Origin of the sequence: Roseimicrobium sp. ORNL1 (assembly GCF_011044495.1) — a bacterium.
GTDB lineage: Bacteria > Verrucomicrobiota > Verrucomicrobiia > Verrucomicrobiales > Verrucomicrobiaceae > Roseimicrobium.
Map to the genome: position 1 here is coordinate 7,670,692 of NZ_CP049143.1, position 23,063 is coordinate 7,693,754.

Annotated in this window: 14 protein-coding genes; 8 read left to right on the forward strand and 6 right to left on the reverse strand. The window is 60.7% G+C overall.

The features are described 5' to 3' along the window. Positions 1–92: 92 nt before the first annotated feature. The 3 genes from G5S37_RS31050 to G5S37_RS31060 all read right to left on the reverse strand — a co-directional run bounded on the left by G5S37_RS31050 (position 93) and on the right by G5S37_RS31060 (position 6,155). Positions 93–3,698 (reverse strand): ThuA domain-containing protein, encoded by a 3,606-nt coding sequence (locus G5S37_RS31050; protein ID WP_165210612.1) that lies wholly within the window; start codon positions 3,696–3,698, stop codon positions 93–95. 77 nt (positions 3,699–3,775) lie between these two features. Then, positions 3,776–4,405: a response regulator transcription factor gene (locus G5S37_RS31055; protein WP_165210615.1), complete on the reverse strand. Its 630-nt coding sequence runs from the start codon at positions 4,403–4,405 to the stop codon at positions 3,776–3,778. Between the two features lie 4 nt (positions 4,406–4,409). Continuing rightward, positions 4,410–6,155 carry a sensor histidine kinase gene (locus G5S37_RS31060; protein ID WP_165210618.1) on the reverse strand — a complete coding sequence of 582 codons (1,746 nt, stop codon included), beginning with the start codon at positions 6,153–6,155 and terminating at the stop codon, positions 4,410–4,412. Positions 6,156–6,417: 262 nt separating this feature from the next. Here G5S37_RS31060 and G5S37_RS31065 point away from each other — a divergent pair, with 262 nt between their 5' ends. Then, the gene (locus G5S37_RS31065; RefSeq protein WP_165210621.1) at positions 6,418–9,564 is read left to right on the forward strand and encodes a DUF1549 domain-containing protein; all 3,147 of its coding nucleotides are present in this window, start codon (positions 6,418–6,420) and stop codon (positions 9,562–9,564) included. A gap of 9 nt (positions 9,565–9,573) precedes the next feature. After that, positions 9,574–10,998, forward strand: coding sequence for a DUF1501 domain-containing protein (locus G5S37_RS31070; protein WP_165210624.1), 1,425 nt, complete (start codon positions 9,574–9,576; stop codon positions 10,996–10,998). A gap of 12 nt (positions 10,999–11,010) precedes the next feature. Here the strand turns inward: G5S37_RS31070 and G5S37_RS31075 are convergent, their stop codons facing one another. The 3 genes from G5S37_RS31075 to G5S37_RS31085 form a co-directional block, all read right to left on the reverse strand. Then, positions 11,011–12,945: a PhoX family phosphatase gene (locus tag G5S37_RS31075; protein ID WP_165210627.1), complete on the reverse strand. Its 1,935-nt coding sequence runs from the start codon at positions 12,943–12,945 to the stop codon at positions 11,011–11,013. Between the two features lie 138 nt (positions 12,946–13,083). After that, positions 13,084–14,871 (reverse strand): hypothetical protein, encoded by a 1,788-nt coding sequence (locus tag G5S37_RS31080; protein WP_165210630.1) that lies wholly within the window; start codon positions 14,869–14,871, stop codon positions 13,084–13,086. Continuing rightward, complete coding sequence (locus G5S37_RS31085; RefSeq protein ID WP_165210633.1) at positions 14,868–15,773, reverse strand: SUMF1/EgtB/PvdO family nonheme iron enzyme; 906 nt, start codon at positions 15,771–15,773, stop codon at positions 14,868–14,870. The genes G5S37_RS31080 and G5S37_RS31085 overlap by 4 nt, the downstream gene beginning before the upstream one ends. A 399-nt stretch (positions 15,774–16,172) precedes the next feature. On the opposite strand from G5S37_RS31085, the gene G5S37_RS31090 reads away from it, so the two are divergent. The 6 genes from G5S37_RS31090 to G5S37_RS31115 are packed head-to-tail and all read left to right on the forward strand — an operon-like array spanning position 16,173 to position 22,982. After that, positions 16,173–17,921: a MotA/TolQ/ExbB proton channel family protein gene (locus tag G5S37_RS31090; RefSeq protein WP_206026233.1), complete on the forward strand. Its 1,749-nt coding sequence runs from the start codon at positions 16,173–16,175 to the stop codon at positions 17,919–17,921. Positions 17,922–17,938: 17 nt separating this feature from the next. Further along, a complete protein-coding gene (locus G5S37_RS31095; RefSeq protein WP_165210639.1) occupies positions 17,939–18,337 on the forward strand; it encodes a biopolymer transporter ExbD in 399 nt (132 codons plus the stop codon). Between the two features lie 24 nt (positions 18,338–18,361). Then, positions 18,362–19,219, forward strand: a complete 858-nt coding sequence (locus tag G5S37_RS31100) for an energy transducer TonB (protein WP_165210642.1) — start codon at positions 18,362–18,364, stop codon at positions 19,217–19,219. A gap of 30 nt (positions 19,220–19,249) precedes the next feature. Then, positions 19,250–21,313 carry a putative porin gene (locus tag G5S37_RS31105; protein ID WP_206026234.1) on the forward strand — a complete coding sequence of 688 codons (2,064 nt, stop codon included), beginning with the start codon at positions 19,250–19,252 and terminating at the stop codon, positions 21,311–21,313. 2 nt (positions 21,314–21,315) lie between these two features. Beyond that, positions 21,316–22,089 carry a phage major capsid protein gene (locus G5S37_RS31110; protein ID WP_165210645.1) on the forward strand — a complete coding sequence of 258 codons (774 nt, stop codon included), beginning with the start codon at positions 21,316–21,318 and terminating at the stop codon, positions 22,087–22,089. Then, a complete protein-coding gene (locus tag G5S37_RS31115) occupies positions 22,086–22,982 on the forward strand; it encodes a peptidylprolyl isomerase (protein ID WP_165210648.1) in 897 nt (298 codons plus the stop codon). The genes G5S37_RS31110 and G5S37_RS31115 overlap by 4 nt, the downstream gene beginning before the upstream one ends. Positions 22,983–23,063 lie beyond the last annotated feature (81 nt).

Consider the following 23,063-nt stretch of genomic DNA (forward strand, 5'->3'; position numbering starts at 1 on the left):
TCAACAGACGTGGAACCCGCTGACGGGAACGAGGCGTTCCCGATCCTTGGGCCTGCGGCAGAACGTTGAGGCAGGTTCAACGCGCGCTGGAGTTACTTCGCCGTCACACCACCTTCTGGCTTTCCATACACCGCCATCTCGTTGAAGGACCAGAAGCAGCCCTTGTCGGAACCGGTTTGCGTAATGCGCACAAAGCGGCTCACGGTTTTTGGAGGGAAGTTGATCGTGGTCATTGCGGCTCCTTTGCCGGTGACGATGGGCTCGGACCACTTCTCACCATCATCACTCACACGGACTTCATAGCCACGGGGGTAATCATCCTTGGATGCCAGGGAATCGAGGGCGATGCGCGTCAACAGGTGGGGTTGCTGCATGTCGAATTGGAACCACTGCCCCGGGCGTTGTGGCGTGCCGGTGGACCAGCGGGACTTCGCGTCACCATCCCAGGCGCGCTTCGTTTCGTTTTCTTTGAGCGAGGCGCTGAAGGCCCATTGAGTCATGGCATCGCGCGTCACCGCGAGGTACGGCGCGAGCTCCGCCAGCGTGTAGGGCTGGAGCCGTTCCGACTCCGCGCGGATGGTCTTCACCTCGTCAGGAATGATGGTCGGTGCGTTGTTGCCAAAGCTATTGCGGATATAGGTCACGACTTCAGCGACCCACTGGTCGTCGTTGGCTTTCATCGGCACCATGGCACCGGGATAGGTTTTGCCATCGACGTCGCCCATGAGGCCATGCAGCACGATGCGCACGAGCGCGTCCGGACTGCCAACTACACGCGGTGAATTGGCGAGTGGAGGAGCGAGGTGCAGACCGTCTGACGTCACCACGCCTTTGCCATCGGCGCCATGGCAGGCGAAGCAGAGCTGGTTGTAGTGCTCGCTCCCTTTGCGCATGAGCGCCATGCCCACCGGATCGATTTTCACCGAGATGCCACTGGGTTTTTCTGGGTCGAACTGCAGACTCTGCCGCGCCGAGGCGCTGATGATTTCATTCCAGGGATGAGCCGTGGCAGCGGCCTGGATGGCGGTGTGCCCACCCTTCTTGGGTACGTAGCGCAGAGAGTTCACCGCCTGCACGACCACATCCGGCGATGGGTCCTTGAGCAGTGGCTCCATCTTGGCCATCACTTCCGTGTCGGTCTTTTGCAGGAAGGTTTCACTGATGCGTATGGCAGCCGCACGCACACGTTCATCCTTGTCGCGGAAGGCGTCGATGAGCAGTTGGCGATCCGTGGCACCGAGACCATCCAGCGTCCACAGCGCGTGCATGCGGCCAAGCGGCGCCTCGCCCTTGCGCACGAGTGCGGTGAGTGCCGGGACCACGCTCTTGTCACCCTTGAGCACGAGGAGCTTTTGCGCGGTGTCGCGCCACCAGCCATTGGCATGGGAGAGGTGTTTCACCAGTTCTGCGGGAGTTTCCTGCAGCATGCGTGGTTGGGCGCCCGGCTTGAAATCCTTGTGCACCAGGCGGTAGATGCGGCCGTGGCCGACATACTTGTCGTAGCCTTCGTTGGTGATGGTGTCGTGGAGATAACCACCCGGTGGTACCCAGGCGCTCTCCTGAATCACCCCATGGTGCATGTCCACGATGTAGAGGCAGCCATCAGGGCCAGTCGCGGTCCACACGGGACGGAATGCCATGTCCGTAGAGGTGATGAATTCGGTGCCGGGTGTGGCGTTGGAGAGAACACGCTTGCCTTCGACATTGTTCACCTTCGCGCGGCGGATGAGGCGGCCCACGGGCTCTGGCAGGAGGTAGGCGCCCTGCATTTCCTTCGGCAGACGATCGCCGCGGTAGATGGATTGACCGCAGCAGGCGCTGAAGTGATTCAGCGTGCCCTTGATGTTGTGAATGCGATTGAGCCCGCTTTGAGTATCGAGCGTTTGCACTCCGGGGAAGGTCTCCGCGAATCCCGGTTCGGTCTCATCCGGGAAGCTCAGGCTGCCGTAGGTGGGAATCTGTTGGAAGCCGAAGGCGGGATTCTCACCACCTGCGGCAGAGCAGAAGAAGCGACCTTGATCATCCATGGCCAGGCCCCACTGCGAGGTGCGGCCGAAGATTTGCACAGGCTCCATGCTCATCCCCTTGCCAGTGACGCGGAAGCTGCGGGCGAGATTGCCGCTGTAGAGGTGGTTGTCGATGCCCCACTGGAGAGCGGTGTCCTGGTGCTCCAGGTTGTTCTTGGTCGGCTCTCCGTTGTAGAAGTCCTTCTTCTCGTCCGCGATGCCATCGCCATTGGAGTCCTGATACGTGACGAACTTCCCGGTGTAGGTTTCAGCGATGACGACGCGGTTATCCAAAGGCAGGACCATGCGCGGCAGCACGAGGTTGTCTGCAAAGATGGTGGTCTTATCCAGGATGCCATCGCCATTGCTATCGGTGAGTCGGGATACGCGTGAGTGCGGTTCGTCTTCACCCGTGGCCTTCACATCGTGCATGTAGGTGCGCATCTCAGCGACGTACATGTGCCCATCACCATCCCACGTGCAGAGCACGGGATGCACAACGGTGGGCTCAGCGGCGACGAGCTCAAGGCGATAACCCTCCGGCACGTGGATGCGATCCATCGCTTCCTTCGTGGTGAGATCCATCCGCATCGGTTCCTTGGGAATACCACCGGGGAAGCGGCGACTCGTGCGATCGTCCGTGGGGAAATCCCCCGGGATGGTGGTCTTGCATTGGCCAGTGACGAGCCACTCTATGGAGCGTAGGAACGTGGTCTGAAACCCGACACAGGCCAGTGGGCCTGAGTTCTCGCCCACGTGACCCATCACATTGGTCACCACCTTTCCTTTGCCATAAGGCACCCACCAGAGCACCGGCTCATGCTTGCCGGTGCCTTGATACTTCGTATCATCGAAGGCACTGAGCAGGATGTTCACATTCTCCGCAGGGCCGCGCTGGCCGTGATAGAGCTCATCCTTCACATGCTTCCACAAACGTGGCATGCCGGCGGTGATTGGATGTTTGTCATTGCGCACAGTGACCTGCCAGTCCCACTGCTTGCCATGTCCGGAGGAGCGCCCTTTGCCAGCAGGCTCACGCACCACGGTACCGTCGTCTTCAAGATAGAGACTGGCTCCGTAGATGGTGTGGCGCCAGAGCAGGCCCACCATTTTTTCATATTCCGTCCATCCGGTGAAGCTGTTGTTGGCGGCGTGGACAAGTGCCACCGAGCCACCTTCAGCCACATATTTCTCGAAGGCCGTCTTCACCCGCTGCGGCCACATCTCGCCGTTGTAGTCGAGCACGATGCACTGGTACTTCTGGAACTGCGGATCCCACGCGTCCCATTCCGAGGCGGGCGCCCCTTTCGCAGGAGTGTTGGATTCCTCCGCGACAAAGCCCGGCTGGCCGTTGAGCAAGGTCAGCAGGAACTCATTGCCGATCTCCCAGTTGTGATTGTTCTGTCCTCCAATCACCAGTACTGAAGTGGCATCCTTCGACTTCGCCACCGTCGGCGCTGGTGATGATGCAGGAGACGTCTTCTGCGCCAGCAAGGCGTGGGAGGTAAAGGAGAGGGTCAGCAGGAGCGCACCCAGACGGAGACCAGACTTCAACAACGAGCGCTTGATCACGGAGATGATGAACAGTGATGGAACAGAGGTGGAGTAAGCCCGGGCACCACCTTCTCGCGACTTGGGGGGCTTTCCGTGAGACAGTGATGCTCCGGGCTTCGCCGACAAAGTTGGATGCATTCCGTCAGGCCGTCATCTTCTGCCGTATCCCCGAAAGCGGGGAGGCGGGCGTGAGGGCGAGTTGCTCGTTTTAGAGCTCAGGAAAAATGCTTCGCCACCGCTTCGGTGCGGTTCTTCACCCGCAGCTTGGCGCAGATGTTTTTGACATAGGTGCGCACCGTTTCGGTGCCAATGCCCAGCTTGTCGGCAATCTCCTTGTAGATATATCCTGAGGCCAGCAGTTCGATCACTTCGCTCTCGCGCGGTGAGAGCTTTTCCGTCTCCTGTGCCGGTTTCGCGGGGCCGTGAAAGTACTGCACCACTCTTCGCGCAATGTGTGCCGAGAACTGCGCACCACCGGAATGCACATCCCGTATCGCCTCGAACAATTTCTCCGGCGCACTCGACTTCACCAGATAGCCACTCGCGCCCGCCTTGAGCGCGCGGAAGATGCGCTCCGCGTCCTCATAGACAGTGAGCATGATGAACTCCAGATCCGGCAGACTTTTCTTGAGCACAGCCACGCAATCAATGCCGGACATCCCGGGCAACTGGATGTCCATCAGCACCACGTCGGGAGGATTGGTGGGGATCAGTCGCACCGCTTCTTCGCCCGAGTTCACCGCGTACAAACACTCGATGTCGTGGGCGCTTTTGAGCACCAGCAGGAGTTGCTCGCGCAGTCCTGGATCATCTTCGACAATCACGACCGTCTTCTTTTGTTTCATCAGCTTACGTCGCGGGAGAAGAGAATGCTCGCCTGGAAGGCGCAGAGGGGATGGGGACTTCGAATCGGACGGTGGTGCCGTCGCCAGGTGTGCTTTGGAAGGAAACGGTGCCGCCCAGTGTTTTCATGCGACGGGTCATGTTCTCGAGCCCGTTGCCTGGAGCCACCGTCTGGGAATCAAAACCGCGTCCATTATCGGTGACCAGGATGGTGAGGCGCGGATCGGTGAACTCCATGCGCACGGTGATCTCCGTCGCTGCGGCATGCTTGATGGCGTTGTGCAGCGCTTCCTTCACAGTCAGGGTAACATTGTGTCGCACTTCGCTGGAGACGGGGCGCTCACCGGGCACTTCACAGGAGTGAATGCGGCAGCGGATCTGAGCGGTATCGCAGAAGGTCTGCGTCAGCTGGCAGAGATAGTTCACCAGCGCTTCCAGGTGATCATGCTCGGGATTCACCGTCCACACGGTTTGATAGAGCGCGGTCACCAGTTCACGTGCCATGCCGGATATGCGCTGGAAGCTCTCCCGTGAAGCAGCGCTCTGCGGTTCATTCTCCGCGAGGCCACTCATCAGAGAGATGTGGGTCAATCGTGCTCCGAGATCATCATGCAAGTCGCGCGCGATGCGCAGGCGTTCCTGCTCCACCAGGCGCTCCTGTTCGAGGCGTGCGAGATGCTGGTGAATGCGCCGCCGGATGACCGCGCGGCACACCAGCCAGAGTAACAGGCCGCCAAGGATCAAGACGGCGACCCAGAACCACGCGCTTTTCCAAAATGGCTGCAACACGACGAAGAAAAGCTGACGGGGTGCCGTGAGTGACTTGCCAGTAGCATCCAATTCCTCACTCCAGAAGGTGTACGTGCCGGGATTCAGGTGGCCGTAATTCACATCGAAGCGATTGCCCATGCCGATGTCATACATCTCCGACCATTCCACGGTGAGCATCTCGCCGGGCTCCACGCGCGGCGCTCCGGCCCGCAGCAGATTCCACTCCGCATGCGCGCCGGGATCGTCATCCAGGATGCAGAAGGCCTCGCCCTCGCTCGCGGATACCACCTTGGCCATGGAGGGGCGGGTGCCGCTGCGTCCCCAGCCCTGCGTGATGGAAGCCTGCTCTCCAACGCTGGAGCCTGAGCTGGTTTGATAGACAAGGTGCGTGCCCGAGGGCGAAGCGCCCGTGACTTTCAGCGCTCGTACCGCGTAGATCCCCATGGCCGTGGGTGGGCCGGAGGAGGAAATCGCGACGGTCACCGATGTAGCGCCGGGAGGCACTCGCACGGTTTCACTTCGTGGGGTGAAGGTGGAGGACTCTACCTCGCCGCGCCACCCCGCACTGATGCCGTCCACGGGAAAGAGCCGTTGCCACACCTGGTCTCCTGCAGAGTCGGCAAACCGCACCATGAGGCCCATCTCACTTCCAATCTGGCGCCAGTCTTCATCCACTCCGTCCAGTTTGAAACGCATGCGCCTGCATCCCTCTGGATCTTGCTGGGCAGATTTGCCAAGCCGGAAACTGACAGCCTTGGGGAGCGCGGGGACGCGGTTGCCGCCTTGAGAGGTGGAGAAAGGCTTGCCGTCCACCAGCATCTCCACGGGTGCGGGTGCAGTCGGCGTGGACGGAGTCGAGTCCGCGCCCGGCAGAGCGACAGTCCACCCGCTCCACAGCAGCGGTGCCACCAGCCAGCACCATGCCTGACGCCCGAATGGCGTGAGTGACGAAACGGATGCCGGAGGCGGAAGCGAAAGCACAGGAAAAGCTAACGCACGTGCAAACCGGTGTCACTTCCCATGGTGATGGCGCCAAGCGGAGCGGGATGGTTGCCACACCGACCCCCCATTCGGGGGATGGAATTCCATGCCCGGAAAATGTTAAAAAGTTGAGGGTCGCTGTCCGAAAAGCGCCAGCCGCCGCCTTTGGGTCCCGTACCCCGTATCCTCCTTTGAGAGAACGCGATCTCACTGGGGGATATGAGTACAGGCTAGCTACCGCGCTTGATTTTGCACCGTCCCCATGAAGTCACTCCTTTTGCCGATTCTCTGCTTCACCGCCGGTTCCGCGTTTGCTGCGGGCGTCGATGGGGAGGCAGACGCCCGGCGTGCCGCCCTGAAGTTCTTTGAGAATGAGGTCCGGCCGGTGCTGGTGAGCCGGTGCTTTGAATGCCATGCGGAGAAGAAGCAGAAGGGTGGCCTGCGCGTGGATAGCCTGGGATACCTGACCACGGGTGGGGAATCGGGCACAGCCCTGGTACCGGGAAATCCTGGCAAATCCCTCCTGATTCAGGTGGTCCGCCATGAGGTGGAGGACCTGAAGATGCCGCCCAAGGAGAAGCTCACGGACAAGGAGATTGCCGTGCTGGAACAGTGGGTGAAGCTCGGCGCTCCTTGGCCGGACAGTGAGAAGTCGGAGGCTCTGACCGAGGCGCGGGACAAGTACGGATTCACCGAGGCGAACCGGAAGTACTGGGCCTTCCAACCAGTTTCCAATCCCAAGCCGCCTGTGGTCAAAGGCACGTGGGCCCGGACGGACATCGACCGGTTCATTGCCAAGAAGCATGAGGAACTGGGCCTTACGCCAGCGCCCGAGGCAAGCCGACAGGAGCTGGTGCGCCGTCTTTACTTCAACCTGCATGGCCTGCCACCCACACGCGAGCAGGCGGATGCGTTTGTAAACAGCAAGGACCCCCAGGCTTATGAAAAGCTGGTGGATGAATTGCTCGCCAGCCCCCGCTACGGCGAGCGCTGGGCTCAGCATTGGCTGGACCTCACGCGCTATGCGGAAAGCGACGGTTACAATCAAGATGCCTTGCGCCCCGCTGCCTGGACGTACCGCGACTATGTCATCAAGAGCCTCAACGCGGACAAGCCCTATGACCAGTTCGTGCGCGAGCAGCTCGCCGGAGATGAAATGGATCTGAAGAATCCAGAAGTGCTCGTCGCCACCTCCTATCTTCGCGCGCCCATCTATGAGTACAACCAGCGCGATGCGCGTGGGCAGTATGAAGTCATCCTCACCGACATGACGGACAATGCCGGGGAACTGTTCCTCGGCCTCAGTATGGGGTGTGCCCGCTGCCATGACCACAAGTTCGACCCCATCCTCCAGGAGGACTACTACCGGCTCCGTGCCTTCTTCTCCCCCGTGCGCTGGCGCGATGACATGAAGCTCGCGACAGACGCGCAGAAGGAAGAATACGCCAAGGCGCTGGCGAAGTGGGAGGCTGCCACGGCAGACATCCGCTCGCAGATCGATGCGATCATCGAGCCGATGATCCAGAAGAACATCGACAACGCCTACAAGCGTTTCCAGGCGGACATTCGCGCCATGGTGGACAAGAAGCCGGAAGAGCGCGAGCCGCAGGACTGGCAGTTCTCCTATTTCTGCGAGCGGCAGATGGCCTATGAACGCGAGCGTTTCGATGCACTCAAGTCCATCAAGAAGCCTGAGGAGAAGGAGCGCTATCTCGCACTCGTGAAGGAGCTGGAGAAGTTCAACGACATCAAGCCTGCACCGCTGGTCGATGCCTTCGTCGCGACGGATGCTTCGGCAAAAGGGCCACCGAATCTGCTGAAGACGCGCAAGGGTGAGAAGGACGTGCCGCCCGGCTTCCTCACGCTCGTCGAGCCGGAAGTCCCGACCATCCAGCCCATGGCAAACTCCACGGGCCGCAGGACCGCGCTGGCGAACTGGATTGTCCGGCCGGAGAACCAGCTCTCCACCCGGGTGATCACGAATCGTGTGTGGCACTACTTGTTTGGCAGAGGGCTGGTGGCCACACCCAATGACTTCGGCAAGCTCGGGGAAGTTCCCTCGCATCCCGAGTTGCTGGACTACCTGACGCAGCGCTTCCTCAAGGGAGGATGGAGCCTCAAGAAACTGCAGCGGGAAATCCTGCTCTCCGCCACGTACAAGCAGACGGCCCACCGCGCCGTACCGGATGTGGCGGCGAAGATTGACCCGGCGAACAAGTACCTGTGGCGCTTCAACCCACGCCGGCTGGATGCCGAGCAGGCCCGCGATGCGATGCTGGCTGCGAGTGGTGAGCTGGACCTTCAGGGAGGCGGCCCCTCCACAGATGGCAATGGCCTGCGCCGATCCATCTACACCATCAAGAAGCGCAACAATCAAACCGAACTCCTGCGCAGCCTCGATGCGCCGGCGGGCTTCGCCAGCACCTCGGAGCGCCAGAGCACCACCACGCCCACCCAGGCACTGCTCATGGTGAATGGTGACTGGACATTGGCCCGCGCCAAGAAGCTGGCGAGCCGTGTCTCTTCCATTGAAGACGTGTGGCAGTACGCCCTGGGACGTGCTCCTTCGGCCAAGGAGATTCGGCTGGCGGAAGGATTCATCGACAAGCGCATGTCTGAACAGGAAGTGCCCCCTGCGCCAACACCTGAGGAACTGGCCAATGCGAGCCAGTTCAAGGAGAACACTCCCCAAGAGAGACTCGTGGCCAGCACGGATGAGAAGGAGGGAGATGAGTTCACCGTGGAAGCAGTCGTGAAGCTCGACAGCATCGATGCGGCAGCCTCCGTGAGGACCATTGCCTCCCGCTGGAACAATGGGCACGATGGCGTGGAGGACTTCGGCTGGAGCATCGGCGTTACGGGAGAGAAGTCGCGGTTCAAGCCACGCAATCTTATCATCCAGCTCGTGGGTGAGGATGAGAATCGCAACCTCGCGTATGAGCCCATCGCCTCCGACCTGAGACTGGAACTCGGTGTGACGTACCATGTGGCGGTGGATGTCTCGTGCACCACCCACACCGTCACCTTCCGCGTGAAGCAAGTGGGCAAGCCAAATGCGCCCGAGCTCACTTCGGTGGTGCCTCATGCCGTGCGCTCAGGCCTGGGCAAGGGGGATTCCGATCTGGTGATTGGTGGTGTGGCGAAGCGTGCGCCTTCTCACCAGTGGGATGGCCGCATTGAGAGCGCCCGCGTGGTACGCGGACACCTTCCCGAAGCGGCGCTGAACCCTGATGCGGATCAGTGGGCCGTGCCTGCCATCGCCGCCTGGAATGCCAAGAATGGTCCGGTGACTCCGCTGAAGTGGGCGGATGCGGACCGCAAGGGTGAGTCGGCCGACCCGCGCCAGCAGGCGCTCGCCGACCTCTGCCACGTGCTGCTGAACGCGAACGAATTTCTCTACCTTCACTAAGCCCCTGCCATGCCCTGCAACAACTTCGACATTCCCACGTCCCGTCGTCAGTTCCTCCGCCGTGCTGGCTGCGGCTTTGGCGCCGTGGCTCTTGCCGCGTTGATGAAGGAGCCTGTGCTGGGAGCTGCCAGTCCAGGGAGTCCTGCCCTGACACGTATCCCGCAACACTTCGGCCGCGCCAAGAGCGTGATCTTCTGCTTCATGGAAGGCGGACCCAGCCACCTGGACACCTTCGACAGAAAGCCACTGCTCAACCAACTCGCTGGCCAGCAGTTGCCGCCCAGCTTCAAGGAGCCCGTGCTCGCCATGGGTGAGAGCGGAGCCCCGCTGTTGGAATCACGCCGCACCTGGAAGCAATATGGGCAGAGCGGGCTGTGGGTTTCGGACTGGTTCCAGAATGTCGCCGAGCACGCAGATGATCTCACGGTCATCAACTCCTGTGTCTCGGACGGCATCAATCATGCCGGTGGCGTCTGCCAGATGAATACCGGCTCCATCTTCGGCGGCCGTCCCTCTCTCGGCGCCTGGGTGAATTACGGCCTGGGCTCGGCGAATCACGACCTGCCGGGGTTTGTGGTCATCAAGGACAGCGAAGGCACCGTGGTGAACGGCGTGCGAAACTGGGGCAGCGGCTTCATGCCGGCCGTGCATCAGGGCGTGGAGTTCGGCTCAGACGCGCAGCCCATCAAATACCTCACTCCTCCCAAGGGCGTGAGTGCGAAGCAGCAGCGGGACAAGCTGGATCTGCTGGCAGAACTCAATCGCGACTACAACACCACCCGCGTGGACAACACGGAGCTGGAGGCTCGCATCCGCGCTTATGAACTGGCCTACACCATGCAGTCAGAGGCACCGCAGGCCGTTGACTTGAGCAAGGAGTCGGAGGCCACCAAGAAACTCTACGGCATGGATGCGCCGGAGACCGCGGTGTACGGACGCAACTGTCTCCTCGCGCGTCGCCTCGTCGAGCATGGAGTGCGGTTTGTGCAGCTCTACAGCGGTGCCGGCAGCAAGTGGGACTCCCACAACAAACTGGAAGAAAATCATGGCAGGCTCTGCCGCGCGGTGGATCGGCCCATTGCGGGCCTGCTCACGGATCTGAAACAACGTGGCCTGCTGGATGAGACCCTCGTGATCTGGGGCGGAGAATTTGGCCGCACACCCATGAGCGAACAAGGTGGAGGCCGCGATCACAATCCCAACGGCTTCACCATGTGGATGGCCGGTGGTGGTGTGAAAGGCGGCCAGACCATTGGCGCCACGGATGAGCTCGGGCTCTATGCCGTGCAGGACAAGATGCACGTGCATGACCTGCACTCCACGATCCTACACCTGCTGGGTGTGGATCACACCCAGCTCATCTATCATCACAAGGGACGCCCTGAACGCATTGACCAGAACGAAGGTCACGTGAACAAGGCGATCCTCGGGTGAGAAGACTCCTGATCACGCGCCGATGACCTTGCCGTCGCTGTGAGTGATGACCACGGTGGCGGGGCGTGGGCGACCGCCGGACTGACCGTCGGGCCAGGTGCTCACGGCCTTGGGATCGTCGTGATGGCTGGGTTCGTTTTCTGTGGGACGCTCGCCCGGGTGCTGGATGTTCACGAACATGGTCTTGAGATCCGGCGTGAAGGCTAGGCCGGTGATCTCGCATCCTTTGGGTCCGGTGAGGAAACGGCGCACGAGGCCGGTCTCGGGATCCGCGGCCAGCATCATGTTGTTGCCAAGGTTCTTGTAGTCCTTCTGACCCAGCTTGGATGAGGAGACATCGGTCTGGATCCAGAGAATGCCGCGCGGATCGAAGGTGAGGCCGTCCGGGCTGCCGAAGATGTCCCCCTTGATGTTCACCTTCGGTTCCTTCTCGTTTACAGGTGGGATGGAAGGATCGCCTGCCAGGAGGAAGATGCTCCAGTGGAAAGTGTCTGCTGCGGCATCACCTCCCGTTTCTTCCCAATTGATGATGTGGCCGAAGGAATTCTTCGTGCGCGGGTTCGCCTCGTCGATTTTTGAAGACCCTTCGCCGCGGGAACTGTTGTTCGTCAGGGTGACAAACACCTTGCCGGATTTCGGATGAATGGCGACCCACTCCGGGCGGTCCATCATGGTGGCGCCCACGGCATCCGCCGCCTGACGCGTGCGCACGGAGATGTCGTGTTGATCCTCAAACTTGTCTGCCTTGGTCAGGCCCGGCTGTCCATGAACGAGCGGAATCCACTTGCCGGTGAAGTCGCCATTGAACTTCGCCACATAAAGGGTGCCCTTCGTCAGCAGATCGAGATTGGACTCGCGATTCGCCGGATCGTAGGTGCCAGCGCTGACGAACTTGTAGATGAATTCGTTTTTCTCATCGTCACCCATGTAGACGACCGCGCGCTTGTCCTTGCTCAGGGTCACCGCAGCGTTCTCGTGCTTGATTCTGCCGAGCGCGGTGTGCTTGCGAGGAACAGAGTCGGGATTGGTGGGATCGATCTCCACTACGAATCCAAATCGGTTGGGCTCATTCGGATCTTCCTGGAGGTCGAAGCGTTTGTCATGCTTCCACCAGTGGTAGAGCGAGGTGGTCTCGAAGGCTGCGCCAGTGGCGCTGAATCCGTAGCGCTTCAGGTCGTCGCCGGGTTTGAAGTCGGCCGCGTCAGAGCCGAAGTAGCCGTGAACGTTTTCCTCGCAGGCGAGGTAGGTGCCCCACGGGGTCTTGCCGCTGGCGCAGTTGTTGAAGGTGCCCAGCACTTCCTGGCCTTTGGGATCGGCCTTGGTTTGCACATGCTTGCAGCCGGCTGCAGGGCCGGTGAGTTTCATCGGCGTGCGAGCAGTGACGCGGCGGGACCACTTGGAGGGCACCACTTTCCACTCCCCATCTTTTTTCTCCACTGCGATGACGGAGACTCCGTGGGCGGCTTGGGATTTGCGGACCTTCTCCTCGGTCATGGGCTCCACGCCATCTTTGAACAGGAGGCCTTGATCCGTGTACTCGTGATTCATCACCAGCAGACCGCGGTCGGATCGATCCGCGTCATCACCGGGCCAGGGGAACCACTGCATCCCGTCGTGTCCCATGCCGGCTTGCTTCATTTGGTCGTCTGCGGAATTGGAGGCGTCTGGCTGGAACGCAGGCCCCTGGCCATCCACCGGATCTCCCCAGGCATAGAGGACTTTCGGCGTGTAGTTCTGCGGGACTTTCACTTCATCGTTCGAACTGATGGGCACTCCTTGAAATCCGAAGAGCGAAGTCGTGGCTGCTTCCTCAGCGGAGGCACTTCCGGCGAAAAAGCCCACGGCGAGACTGCCCAAACCCATCCGCACAAAATCTCTTCGTGAAAGGGCATCGGCGACTACGGATTCAAAAGACTGGAGTGGAGCGGGTGAGCTGGCGGGGTTCATGGATGGACTAGCCTAGAGTTGAGCCATGAGGCCCGGCAACGGCGCCTATGTGACGAAACGGTTACTATCAGCGCGTCGAGCAATAGCAGCATCGTCAATGCGGGTGCTTCAGGGCCAGAGCTGCCTTGCGCGCTCTGCCTACTTCTGCAGCAGTTGGTGCTCTTGAATGGGTTCCAGGAACCAGCGCTCTTCATCGAGAATCTTGTTGCCCGAGAGACTCTGCGCAATGGCGGTGGCAGCTTCCTGCCTGCCCGCCTGCCAGAGAAGACCGGCGAGAACGGCCTGAGGACCAGGAGCGAGTTTGCTCATCAGGGTATGTGCGGCATCGAGCTGTTCTTTGAAGCGTTCGTGGTCACCAGCGAGGGATGCCGCAAGTGCTTTGGAGAGGCGCAACATCGCCTGGTCATCGCTCCTGCTGTCATCCCCGTAGAAGGCGTCATGCACGGCCTCGTCCAATTGGATACCGGTGATGAGCCGCAGGTAGTCCAGCTTGTCGGAGTAGGCAATCAGGGCCGGCTCGAGCTCCAGGAGCGCATTGGCAGCTCTCAGCATGCTTGCGGCGTCGTGGACTTGCTCACTGAGCTGGTAGATCCTCTTGTAGGTCTGCAGCTTGATCGGAGTGTTCATCCTCGCCAGTTCTCCGTAGGCGATGAGGGCGATTTCCGGCTGCCCCAGGACCTCTGCGCCAGCGCCCACCTGGGCCAGGGAAGAGGCCCGGGTGGCGCCCGAGGCAAAGAGGATGGAGCCCTTGAGATGGGTGCGCATCTCGTCGGGTTTGTTTTCAGCCCGTGCGAGGAAGGCTCGCAGCAACTCGAGGTCCACTCTGGAGGTCGGCGGCATGCGACCGTCGAGCATGCGTCGGAGCTCCGCCCACATGCCCTTGCGCATCAGCGAGTCCGCGCGAGCGAGGAAGAGGCCGCGCGAATTCATCGCTTCGGATTCGGGAATCTCCGTGAGGATCAAATCCGGCTGGTTTTGCGCGGAGACCCACTGGTAGAAACGCTCACGCGATCCTGTCCGGCTCAGCGTGGTGATCTCCCTCGCCAGGCCAATCACGGTGGGAAGAATATCCGGGGCCTTCGCCACACAATTGTCGAAGATGTAGTAGCGCTGATCATCTTTCAAAAGGGGCGAGTTTCTGGCGAGCAGGGCGAGTTCGGTCAGCTTGGTGGAGTCAAAGATGCTGGCGTCTGAGAGGGAACTCATGGCGAGCGAGGACATCTTGCCGCCTGCGCGCGCTGCTTCCCACAAGGTGGCCGCCGCAGCTTCCTGCAGGGCTTTGTCATTGGATTTGATGTCGAGCGTGGCCAGCTTCACCCGGCACTCGGGATCGTCGCGATGTTCGAGCCAGATTTCGCGCATCTGCTGTCTGGCTTCATCGACCTTTCCCGCCTTGCCCAGCACGGCGGCGCGGAATTCGCGCACCCTGCGCTGGCCGTAGATGGCCTTCGGAAGGGCGGCTTCGATCTCACGGGCACGGCTGAGGTTGTTGCTGCGCAGCGCAGCCTGTCCCATGGCCACGGAGTCCTCCCAGGTGGCGCCGCCCATCAGGTGCAGTTCATTCCAGCAGCGGATGGCGTTCATCTCTGCGCCGGGCAATTCATCCAGGCACTTCGCCATCTGCCGCATCACCATCGGATCTTTGGGCATCTTTTGCACGGCCTCGGCGAGGTAGCGAAAGGCCTCCTCAGGCTGTCCGGCCTTCATGAGTTCCTCGCCTTTGGCCGAGAGCTCCCTGGCTTTCTTGGTACGCCAGATTTCTTTTGCCTTGGGGACGGCAAAATAAGCGCCGACTCCCATGGCGAGCACGAGAATGACTCCGGCTACGATCCACCCTATCTTGCGTTTCCCGCGTGACTTGGATGATTTCTCCTTCGGGGACTGCACCCGCGGAGCAGAGGATGTCGGGGACTCCGGAGTGCTCATTTGGTGGCAGGGGCTTCTTGGGCAGGAGATGGGGATGAGGAACGTGGGGTCGCACTGCTGCGCTCTTCCTGCTGGCGACGTTTCTCCATCAGCTTGCGCTTCATCTCGTCGACCTCCTTCTGGTCCACTGCAGGTTTCTCCATCAGCTTGGCAGCGGAACTCTGGCGATCGCGCGCCAGTCGTGCGGTCTCGGCCCCGTCTTCCAGCACGACGCGAAATCCGATGCCCGGCGAGCGGGTGGTGCCGGGCGCGGAGTACACGTATTGCGACTCCAGGCATTCGCGGCGCCAGTACATCCACGATCCTCCGCGCAGGGCGCTGGTCAGGGTGCCCTCGGGATCCGCGTCGGCGGTCCACTCTGAAGCGTTTCCTCCCAGATCATAACAGCCGGAGCGTGAGGGAAAAAATTGGCCTACAGGGGCAGTGAACTCGAAACCGTCGTCGCGGCCTCCGGTGATACGACGGGCATAATAATTGCCTGACTGGCGCATGGGCGGCCATGTGTCCCCCCAAGGGAAGGACGCATTCGATTGATTGCCGTCCGCTGTGATGCCCGCCGCCGCGTCCCACTCCAGTTTGGTGGGGAGCCGGTAGGACTGGCGTTCACTGATCTTCCCGGACTTGCGTTCGAGGGTCGTGAGCCAGTTACAAAATTCCATGGCTTCAGGAAGCGTGATGTTCACGACTGGATCCTCCAAGGTCTGGGTGAAAGGCGGCTTGTGCGTCCAGGTCGTGCCCTCGTGCTTGAGGTAGGTCTCCCAGTCGGCCACGCGTGTCTCCCAGATGGAGATGACCACCGGAGTGTGTGGCAGCCCCACCAGCTTCATCCCCAGGCTGTTGGTGAATTCTTTTTTGGCATGGGTATCAGGACCCTGATTCGGCACGGCCTGGCAAAACATCATTGACGCAAAGCTCAGCAAGAAGGCGAAAAGACACGGCCAGAATGGCAGGGCGCAGGACCGCATCCTTTGACTGCGGTGAACCCGCCGTCGCCGCTGCCGCGGATTATGCAACTGGGTGAAGTTTCCGGGGCTGGGCATCAATGGAGCCCATCACTAGCTGGCGCCATGGGTGCCGCCATCACATGCGTGTTACGAAATCGTCGCACTCACCGTCTGGCAACAAAGCTTTAAGAGGGTAGTTCCTCGGCACCATTTTTCGAACTCTCACCGTTCACAAGAAGCCCGTTTGTGCAGACTCCCAGACTCAGCAACTTTCTAAGTATCGGCCTGCTCCTATGCGTCCTTTTCGTCACGGACGGCGTGCGAGCAGAGGGGAATTGGTGGAAACCGGAATGGGCCGTGAGGAAGAAGATCACGCTCGATACCAGTGCCAAGGGAGGTGCCATCACCGACCCGATCGGCACCACTTCCGTGCTGCTCCGTCTGCATGATGGAAACTTCCAGTTCGGCCTGGCCAAGGAAGACGGCGGAGATATCCGCATCATCTCGGAAGATGGGAAGACTGAATATGCCCATCACATCGAGCGCTATGACTCGCTTCTGAATGAAGCCTTCGTGTGGGTAAAGGTGCCTGACGCCAAACCCGATGCCCAATTATCCTTCTGGTTGTATTATGGCAATGCGGATGCCGAACGCGCGGACGATTCCAAAGGCACCTATGATGCGGACACCACGCTGGTGTATCACTTCTCGGAGAATAACGCCGCGCCGAAGGACTTCTCTGCCGGCGGCAACAGTGCGGATCAAGCAGGTGTATCCGTGACTGGCGCGCAGATTGCTGGCGGCCTTCGCCTTACCGGACAGAATACCATCAACGCACCAGCAGGTGCCTCCCTCAACTGGGCTCAAGGCGCGCCGATGACCTGGACAGCCTGGGTGAAGCAGTCCGTGCCGGGATCCAATGCTGCCATCTTCAGCCGTCGCGAAGGCGCCAACAGTTTTGTCATCGGTGCGGATAATGGCATCCCGTATGTGGAGGTGACGTCCGGTGGGGCAACTCAGCGCAGCGCTCCCGGCGAACCGCTGGCTCCTAATGCTTGGAAGCACTTCGCGGTGGTTGCCACGAATGCGCAGATCACCCTGTATGTGGATGGCGCCAGCTATGGCACGGTGAACACGGGCCTGCCTGCGTTCAATGGTCCGTGTGTCATCGGCAAGGATCCGGGCGCGTCCGGCGGAGCCGCCGGCTTTGTTGGCGAACTGGATGAGATGCAGCTCTCCAAGGTGGCGCGGTCGGCGGGGTTTGTGAAGTTCGCCGCCATGTCCCAGGCGGGTGGTGACAAGGCGGCCAAGCTGCTCACCGAAGGCGCGGATGAGAGTGCGGCCGAAGGTGGCGGGCACCATGAGAATGAACTCGCGAAGCACCTCTCGTTGCTGAAAGACATTTCCAAGGATCTCACGCTGGACGGCTGGGTCGTGATTTACCTCTGCGGCGGGCTCGCCCTGATTGGCGGCTTCGTTTGCATCGCGAAGCTCATGTACCTGAGCAAGATCAGCAAGGCCACGAAGGCCTTCATGGAGAAGTGGGAGGGTCTGGCCGGAGACTTGAGTTCGCTCGACCACAGCGATCAGGAGCATGTGAACAGCATGGGTGGGCAGGCCAGCAAGAAGGTGCAGAAGGTGCTGAACCAGTCGCCGCTGTATCATATCTACAAGATTGGCTCCGCGGAAATCCAGCACCGTATTTCCAAGGCGGAGGATGGTTACGTTTCACTCTCCGGACGTTCCGTGCAGGCCATTCGTGCCACGCTGGATGGCGGCTTGGTGCGTGAAACGCAAAAGCTGAATTCGCATCTGGTGTTCCTCACCATCGGCATTGCCGGCGGTCCGTACCTGGGACTGCTCGGTACGGTGATCGGGGTGATGATCACCTTCGCGGTGATCGCGAAGTCCGGCGAAGTGGAGGTGAACTCCATCGCCCCCGGTATTGCCGGTGCGCTTCTGGCCACGGTGGCGGGTCTGGCGGTCGCCATTCCGTGCCTCTTTGCCTACAGCTACATCAGCACCCGTATCAAGGACGCCATCAGCGACATGACGGTCTTCATTGACGAGTTCGTGGCGAAAATCGCCGAGGTGTTCAAGGACTAAGTCAAGCCGCTACCACCATGCAAGCTGACTCCGGCAAATCCTATGATGACATCAACGTCACACCCATGGTGGACCTCTACCTGGTGTTGCTTCTGATCTTCATCATCATGACGACTGCCGGCGTGCAGGGCACCAAGGTGAATCTTCCCAAGGCGAGCTCGGCTTCCAAGATGGATGCACCCAAGAGCCAGGCCATCACGGTGAATAACGAAGGCAAGGTGTTCCTGAATACCGTGCCGGTGTCTCTGGAGGAGCTGGAGCAGAAGCTCGCAGCGATCAAGGCGAAGACTCCCGAGTTTCCTGTGGTGGTACGCGGCGACAGCCAGACGCAGTACCAGATGATCATGAACGTCCTGGATGTTCTCGGTCGCTCCGGCATCAGCCAGATAGGTCTCGCCACCCAGGCTCCGAAGTGAGGCATCCATTCCCGATTCTGCCTCATGAGTGACGGCCCTGACATTCTCGAAGTACGGCGCGACGGCCATGAAAAGCGTCGCCCGGTCGAGCATGACGTGCGCTCCGAGGCCAAGCCTGCGGAGAAAGCGCCGAGGCCTGCGCATGCACCTATTAAGCGGGCACCGGTCGAGGATGAGAAAGAGGACGGCTTCTTCGCCAAACACAAGATCAAGCTCATCATCGGCATCGTCGTCGCTGGCTGTGGAGCCTACTTCGCCTTGCAGACGGGTGGCCCGAAGGAGGCTTCCAAGCCGGCGCCCAAGGAGCGCATGTTTAGCATCGCGCTGCCTCCGCCTCCACCCCCACCTCCCCCACCCCCGCCTCCGCCGCCGAAGATTCAGCAGCCGAAGGAAGAGCCTGAGGAGAAGATGGTGGAACAGACTCCGGTGAATGAACCGGAGCCCGAGCCCGCACCTGCGAAGATGGATGAACCTCCGCCCGCAGCGCTGGGTACGAATGTTCAAGGCAGCGGTCCGCCGGATGGTTTTGGACTGGCGTCCGGCCGTGGTGGTGGTGGTGGCATCGGCGGAGCCGGTGGTCTGGGTCGTGGTCGCGGCGGCAGCAAGTATGGCTGGTATGCCTCACAGGTGCAGAGCCGCATCGCCGAGGCCATGCGGCAAAACTCCCGCACGAAGAGCGCCAGCATGAGTGTGCAGGTGCGCATCTGGGCGGATGCCAATGGATTGGTGACGCGCGCGACGATTGCCGGCAGCAGCGGCGACGCGGAGCTGGATCGCGCCATCCGTGACGAAGTTCTCACCGGGCTGCGTTTGCAGCAGCCGCCTCCGGCAGACATGCCCATGCCAATCGTTCTGCGTCTCAGCGCGCGCCGCCCAGGCTAGCCCTGCTGCCCCACTCCCCCAAGTTTCATCATGCTTGTTGTCGTTACAAAGTTCCTTCGCAAACATCTCCCAGTCCTGATCGCAGGCCTGCTTGCCACCCGGGCTTCCGGTATCGTGGCGCAGGAAAGAGTGCGTACCGCTTTGCCGGTGAAACACGGGAGCGATGTTCTGGTCGCCGCCAATGCCACGTCTCCTGCCGGCTCCGTAGGCCCGACGGCGGCAAAGAAAGAGAGCGCCGCTCCTGCTACGACGCCGGCGCGTGCGGCAACAACGACAACAGCACCTGCTCCCGCGCCTGCCAGCGCAACGGAGGCCGCTGCTGCTCCCACGCCTGATGACCATTCCGCCCTGTTGTTCGACACGGCACAGCCATTGGCTTTGAATGCTCCGGGCGCTGATCCCGAGCCTGTGCCGGAACCCCTTGCGGCGCCACGTTCCGCCCCTGCGGGCCCCTCGCAAAATGTCACCATCAATCTGATCAACCGCCTGGTGCAAAAGGGCATCCTCACCCATGCGGAAGCGCAGGAGTTGATCACCCAGGCGGAAGCCGATGCCGAAGCGGCCAAGGCGAAGGAAGCCGAAGCCGATGCCATGGCCGTGGATGGCGACACCGTGCGCGTCACGTATGTGCCGGAGAACGTGAAGGTCGAGATCCGCGAGCAGCTTAAGGACATGGTGCTCTCCCAGGCGCGTGACGAAGGCTGGGCCGCACCTCGCACCATGCCGGATTGGGCCACACGGTTTAAGTTCTTCGGCGATGTGCGTCTGCGTTATGAAGGCGTCTTCTTCCCGGATGGCAACGACAACACCGGTTCCTTCCCGAACTTCAACGCCATCAACACCGGTTCACCCTTCGATGTGGCCGGCACTGTCTTCTCTCCCCAGCAAAACGTGGATCAGGAACGCCAGCGTCTGCGTCTGCGCGCCCGTCTTGGTGTGGACGTGAATCTGGAAGAAGGATTCTCCGGCGGCATCCGCATCGCCACTGGCGAGAGCAACAGCCCTGTTTCCACCAATCAAACGTTGGGCGGATCCGGTGGCAACTTCAGCAAGTACTCCCTCTGGCTCGACCGCGGGTTCTTGAAGTACGAATACGGCGGCGGGCATGACTGGAGCATCGCCTTCCTCTTTGGCCGCTTTGACAATCCCTTCTTCACCACCAGCCAGATCCTCTGGGATGAAGACGTCGGATTTGACGGTGTGGCCGCGCAGCTCAAAGTGCCGATCACCGAGAGTCTCTCGGTCTTTGCGAACGGAGGCGCGTTCCCCATCTTCAATACCGACTTCAACTTCTCGTCGAACCAACCCGCGAAGTTTGAGAGCGAGGACAAGTGGCTCTATGCCGCGCAGGTCGGCATTGAGTTCAAGCATGACAAGGACTTCGCTGCGAAGGTGGCGGCCGCCTATTATGACTTCAATTCTGTCGAAGGTCGCCTCTCTACTCCTTATATCCCGCTGACGACTTCCGACGCCAGCGACTCGGATAACACCCGTCCCTCGTATGCGCAGAAGGGCAATACGTACCGCCCGATTCGCGACATCATCCCGAGCGCGCTCAACGACTTCGGCACCAGCAAGCAGTTCCAGTACTTCGGTCTGGCCACACCGTTCAAGGTTGCTGCGTACTCCGCACGGCTTGACTTCAATCACTTCGAGCCCTTCCAGGTTTCTCTTCTGGGCGAGTACGCGAAGAACATGGACTTCAATGGCGAGTCCATCAATGAAGTCGCGGTGAACAATCGCGGTGCGGTGCCCGTGGATGACTCGGGCATTCCCACCGGTGTCGGCGAGTTCGAAGGCGGAGACACCGCGTGGAACGTCGGCCTCATCGTCGGCAACGCGGTGTTCCAGGAAGCCGGTGACTGGAATCTCAGCGTTGGTTATCGCTACGTGGAGTCGGATGCCGTGGTGGATGCGTTCACCGATTCTGACTTCGCCGTCGGCGGTACCAATGTGAAGGGCTACACGCTTGGCGCCGCTGTCGCGCTTTCGTCTCGTGTCAGCGTCAGCCTGCGCTGGATGGGCGCCACGCAGATCGCCGGTCCGCCGCTCAAGAGTGACGTCGTGCTCTTCGACCTTTCCGCAAAATTCTAAGCATGAAAACGCCGCACCGCCGACTTCTGCTCGTGATTGTGCCGTTGCTGCTCATCACGGGATCACTCCCTGCTCAACAGGATATGAAGGCCATCGAGGCCACCATGGGACGCATGCGTGATGCCCTGCGCAACACCATGATCCAATTGCAAACGGCACAAGCCGAGAACGCTGCCTCCCAGGCCAAGCTTGTGGAGGCAGAGAATAAGATCGTGGAACTCAACGCCAGGATCACCTCCCTGACCAAACAAGCGGATGCCGACAAGGCAAATGCCACCCGTGTTGCGAAGGAGCAAGAAGCCAGGATCGGCACGCAGGCCACGGAGTTGGCGGCTCTCAGTTCCAACCTGGAAAAGTGGAAGGCTGGCTACAAGCAGGCCGCTGATGTCGCGAACCAAACGGAAAGCCGGCGCGCGAAATCCGCTGCCAAGGTGATCGTGCTGGAACGCCGTGTGGCGGATCAGCAGGTGAAGAACCAGGAACTCTACAAGCTCGGTCTCGAGGTGCTCACGCGGTATGAAAAATTCGGACTGGGCACTGCGATTGTTCGTCGTGAACCTTTCACCGGCATCGCTCGTGCGAAGTTTGAAACGCTCGTCCAGGACTATTCCGACAAGCTGGCCGATGGCCGCATCAAGCCCGAAGACGCGGAGAAGTCCGCCAGTGCCGCAGCGGCTGCTGCTTCCGCTGCGCCAGCATCGGCTCCCGTGCCCGCGACTCCTTCGGAAAAGCCTGCTGAGAAGCCTGCCGCATCCGCACAGAAAGGAAAGTCATGAAGACGCCTCTCTTTCTCCTGACGCTCGTGCTGTTGCCTGCCGACTTCCTCTTGGCAGCACCACCCGCGGATGATCTGGTGCTCGGAAGCGTGGCCACGCATCAAGTACAGCTCAAGGATGTGCGCGCCTCACTCGCAGCGCTGCCCAGATATGAACGTGAGTCGGCGATGCAGGATCCGGCACTGCTCCAGCAGATGGTCCGCTCACTCCTCGTGCAGAAGCTCGTGCTCGAACGCGCTGCGAAGGAGAAGTGGGACCAGAGTCCCGAGATCACCGCGTATGTCGCGCGCATGAAGGAGACAGCGATCTCGGAAAGCTATCTGCAATCCGCCTGCGCTGTTCCCGACACGTTTCCAAACCAGGAAGAACTTGCGGCCGCGTATGAGATCAGCAAGCCGGCGCTTCTGGTGCCGCGCAGCTACCGTCTCGCGCAGGTCTTCATCGCGAATGCGAAGGATGCCAAGCCGGGTGAGCCAGAGAAGAAGCTCGATGAAGTGCGCAAGATGCTCACTGCTCCAGGTGCTGACTTCGCAGCTATTGCGACCGCTCACAGCCAGGAAACCAACAGCGCCTCGCGTGGTGGAGAGATCGGCTGGCTCACAGAAAATCAGATCCAGCCCGCCATTCTCGCACGTCTCCCCGCGCTCTCGCTCAATGCGATCTCCGAGCCCGTGCGGTTGGATGACGGCTGGCACATTTTGAAAGTCCTCGATGTCCGGGAAAGCTTCACGCCGACACTCGATCAGGTAAAGCCCCGGCTCATCAGCCAGATGCGCACAGAAAAGGCACGGGCCAATACCCAGGCATATCTCGCCGAACTCGTCCGTGAGAACCCCGTGGCCGTCAATGAGGTCGCGGTTTCGCAACTGGCCAATCCCCCCACGAAAAAGTAGCCGACTCACCCGCCCACATGCGTCACTCGGAAACCCTGAATTCTGCAGGTGTGCGGCGTCCTGCGGGGCGCCTAGCGCTAG

Coding starts and splice junctions, on each gene's coding strand:
- G5S37_RS31070 (WP_165210624.1), top strand. CDS start 9,574: ATGCCCTGCAACAACTTCGACATTCCCACGTCCCGTCGTCAGTTCCTC.
- G5S37_RS31065 (WP_165210621.1), top strand. CDS start 6,418: ATGAAGTCACTCCTTTTGCCGATTCTCTGCTTCACCGCCGGTTCCGCG.
- G5S37_RS31075 (WP_165210627.1), bottom strand. CDS start 12,945: ATGAACCCCGCCAGCTCACCCGCTCCACTCCAGTCTTTTGAATCCGTA.
- G5S37_RS31095 (WP_165210639.1), top strand. CDS start 17,939: ATGCAAGCTGACTCCGGCAAATCCTATGATGACATCAACGTCACACCC.
- G5S37_RS31085 (WP_165210633.1), bottom strand. CDS start 15,773: ATGATGTTTTGCCAGGCCGTGCCGAATCAGGGTCCTGATACCCATGCC.
- G5S37_RS31080 (WP_165210630.1), bottom strand. CDS start 14,871: ATGAGCACTCCGGAGTCCCCGACATCCTCTGCTCCGCGGGTGCAGTCC.
- G5S37_RS31100 (WP_165210642.1), top strand. CDS start 18,362: ATGAGTGACGGCCCTGACATTCTCGAAGTACGGCGCGACGGCCATGAA.
- G5S37_RS31105 (WP_206026234.1), top strand. CDS start 19,250: ATGCTTGTTGTCGTTACAAAGTTCCTTCGCAAACATCTCCCAGTCCTG.
- G5S37_RS31110 (WP_165210645.1), top strand. CDS start 21,316: ATGAAAACGCCGCACCGCCGACTTCTGCTCGTGATTGTGCCGTTGCTG.
- G5S37_RS31115 (WP_165210648.1), top strand. CDS start 22,086: ATGAAGACGCCTCTCTTTCTCCTGACGCTCGTGCTGTTGCCTGCCGAC.
- G5S37_RS31055 (WP_165210615.1), bottom strand. CDS start 4,405: ATGAAACAAAAGAAGACGGTCGTGATTGTCGAAGATGATCCAGGACTG.
- G5S37_RS31050 (WP_165210612.1), bottom strand. CDS start 3,698: ATGCATCCAACTTTGTCGGCGAAGCCCGGAGCATCACTGTCTCACGGA.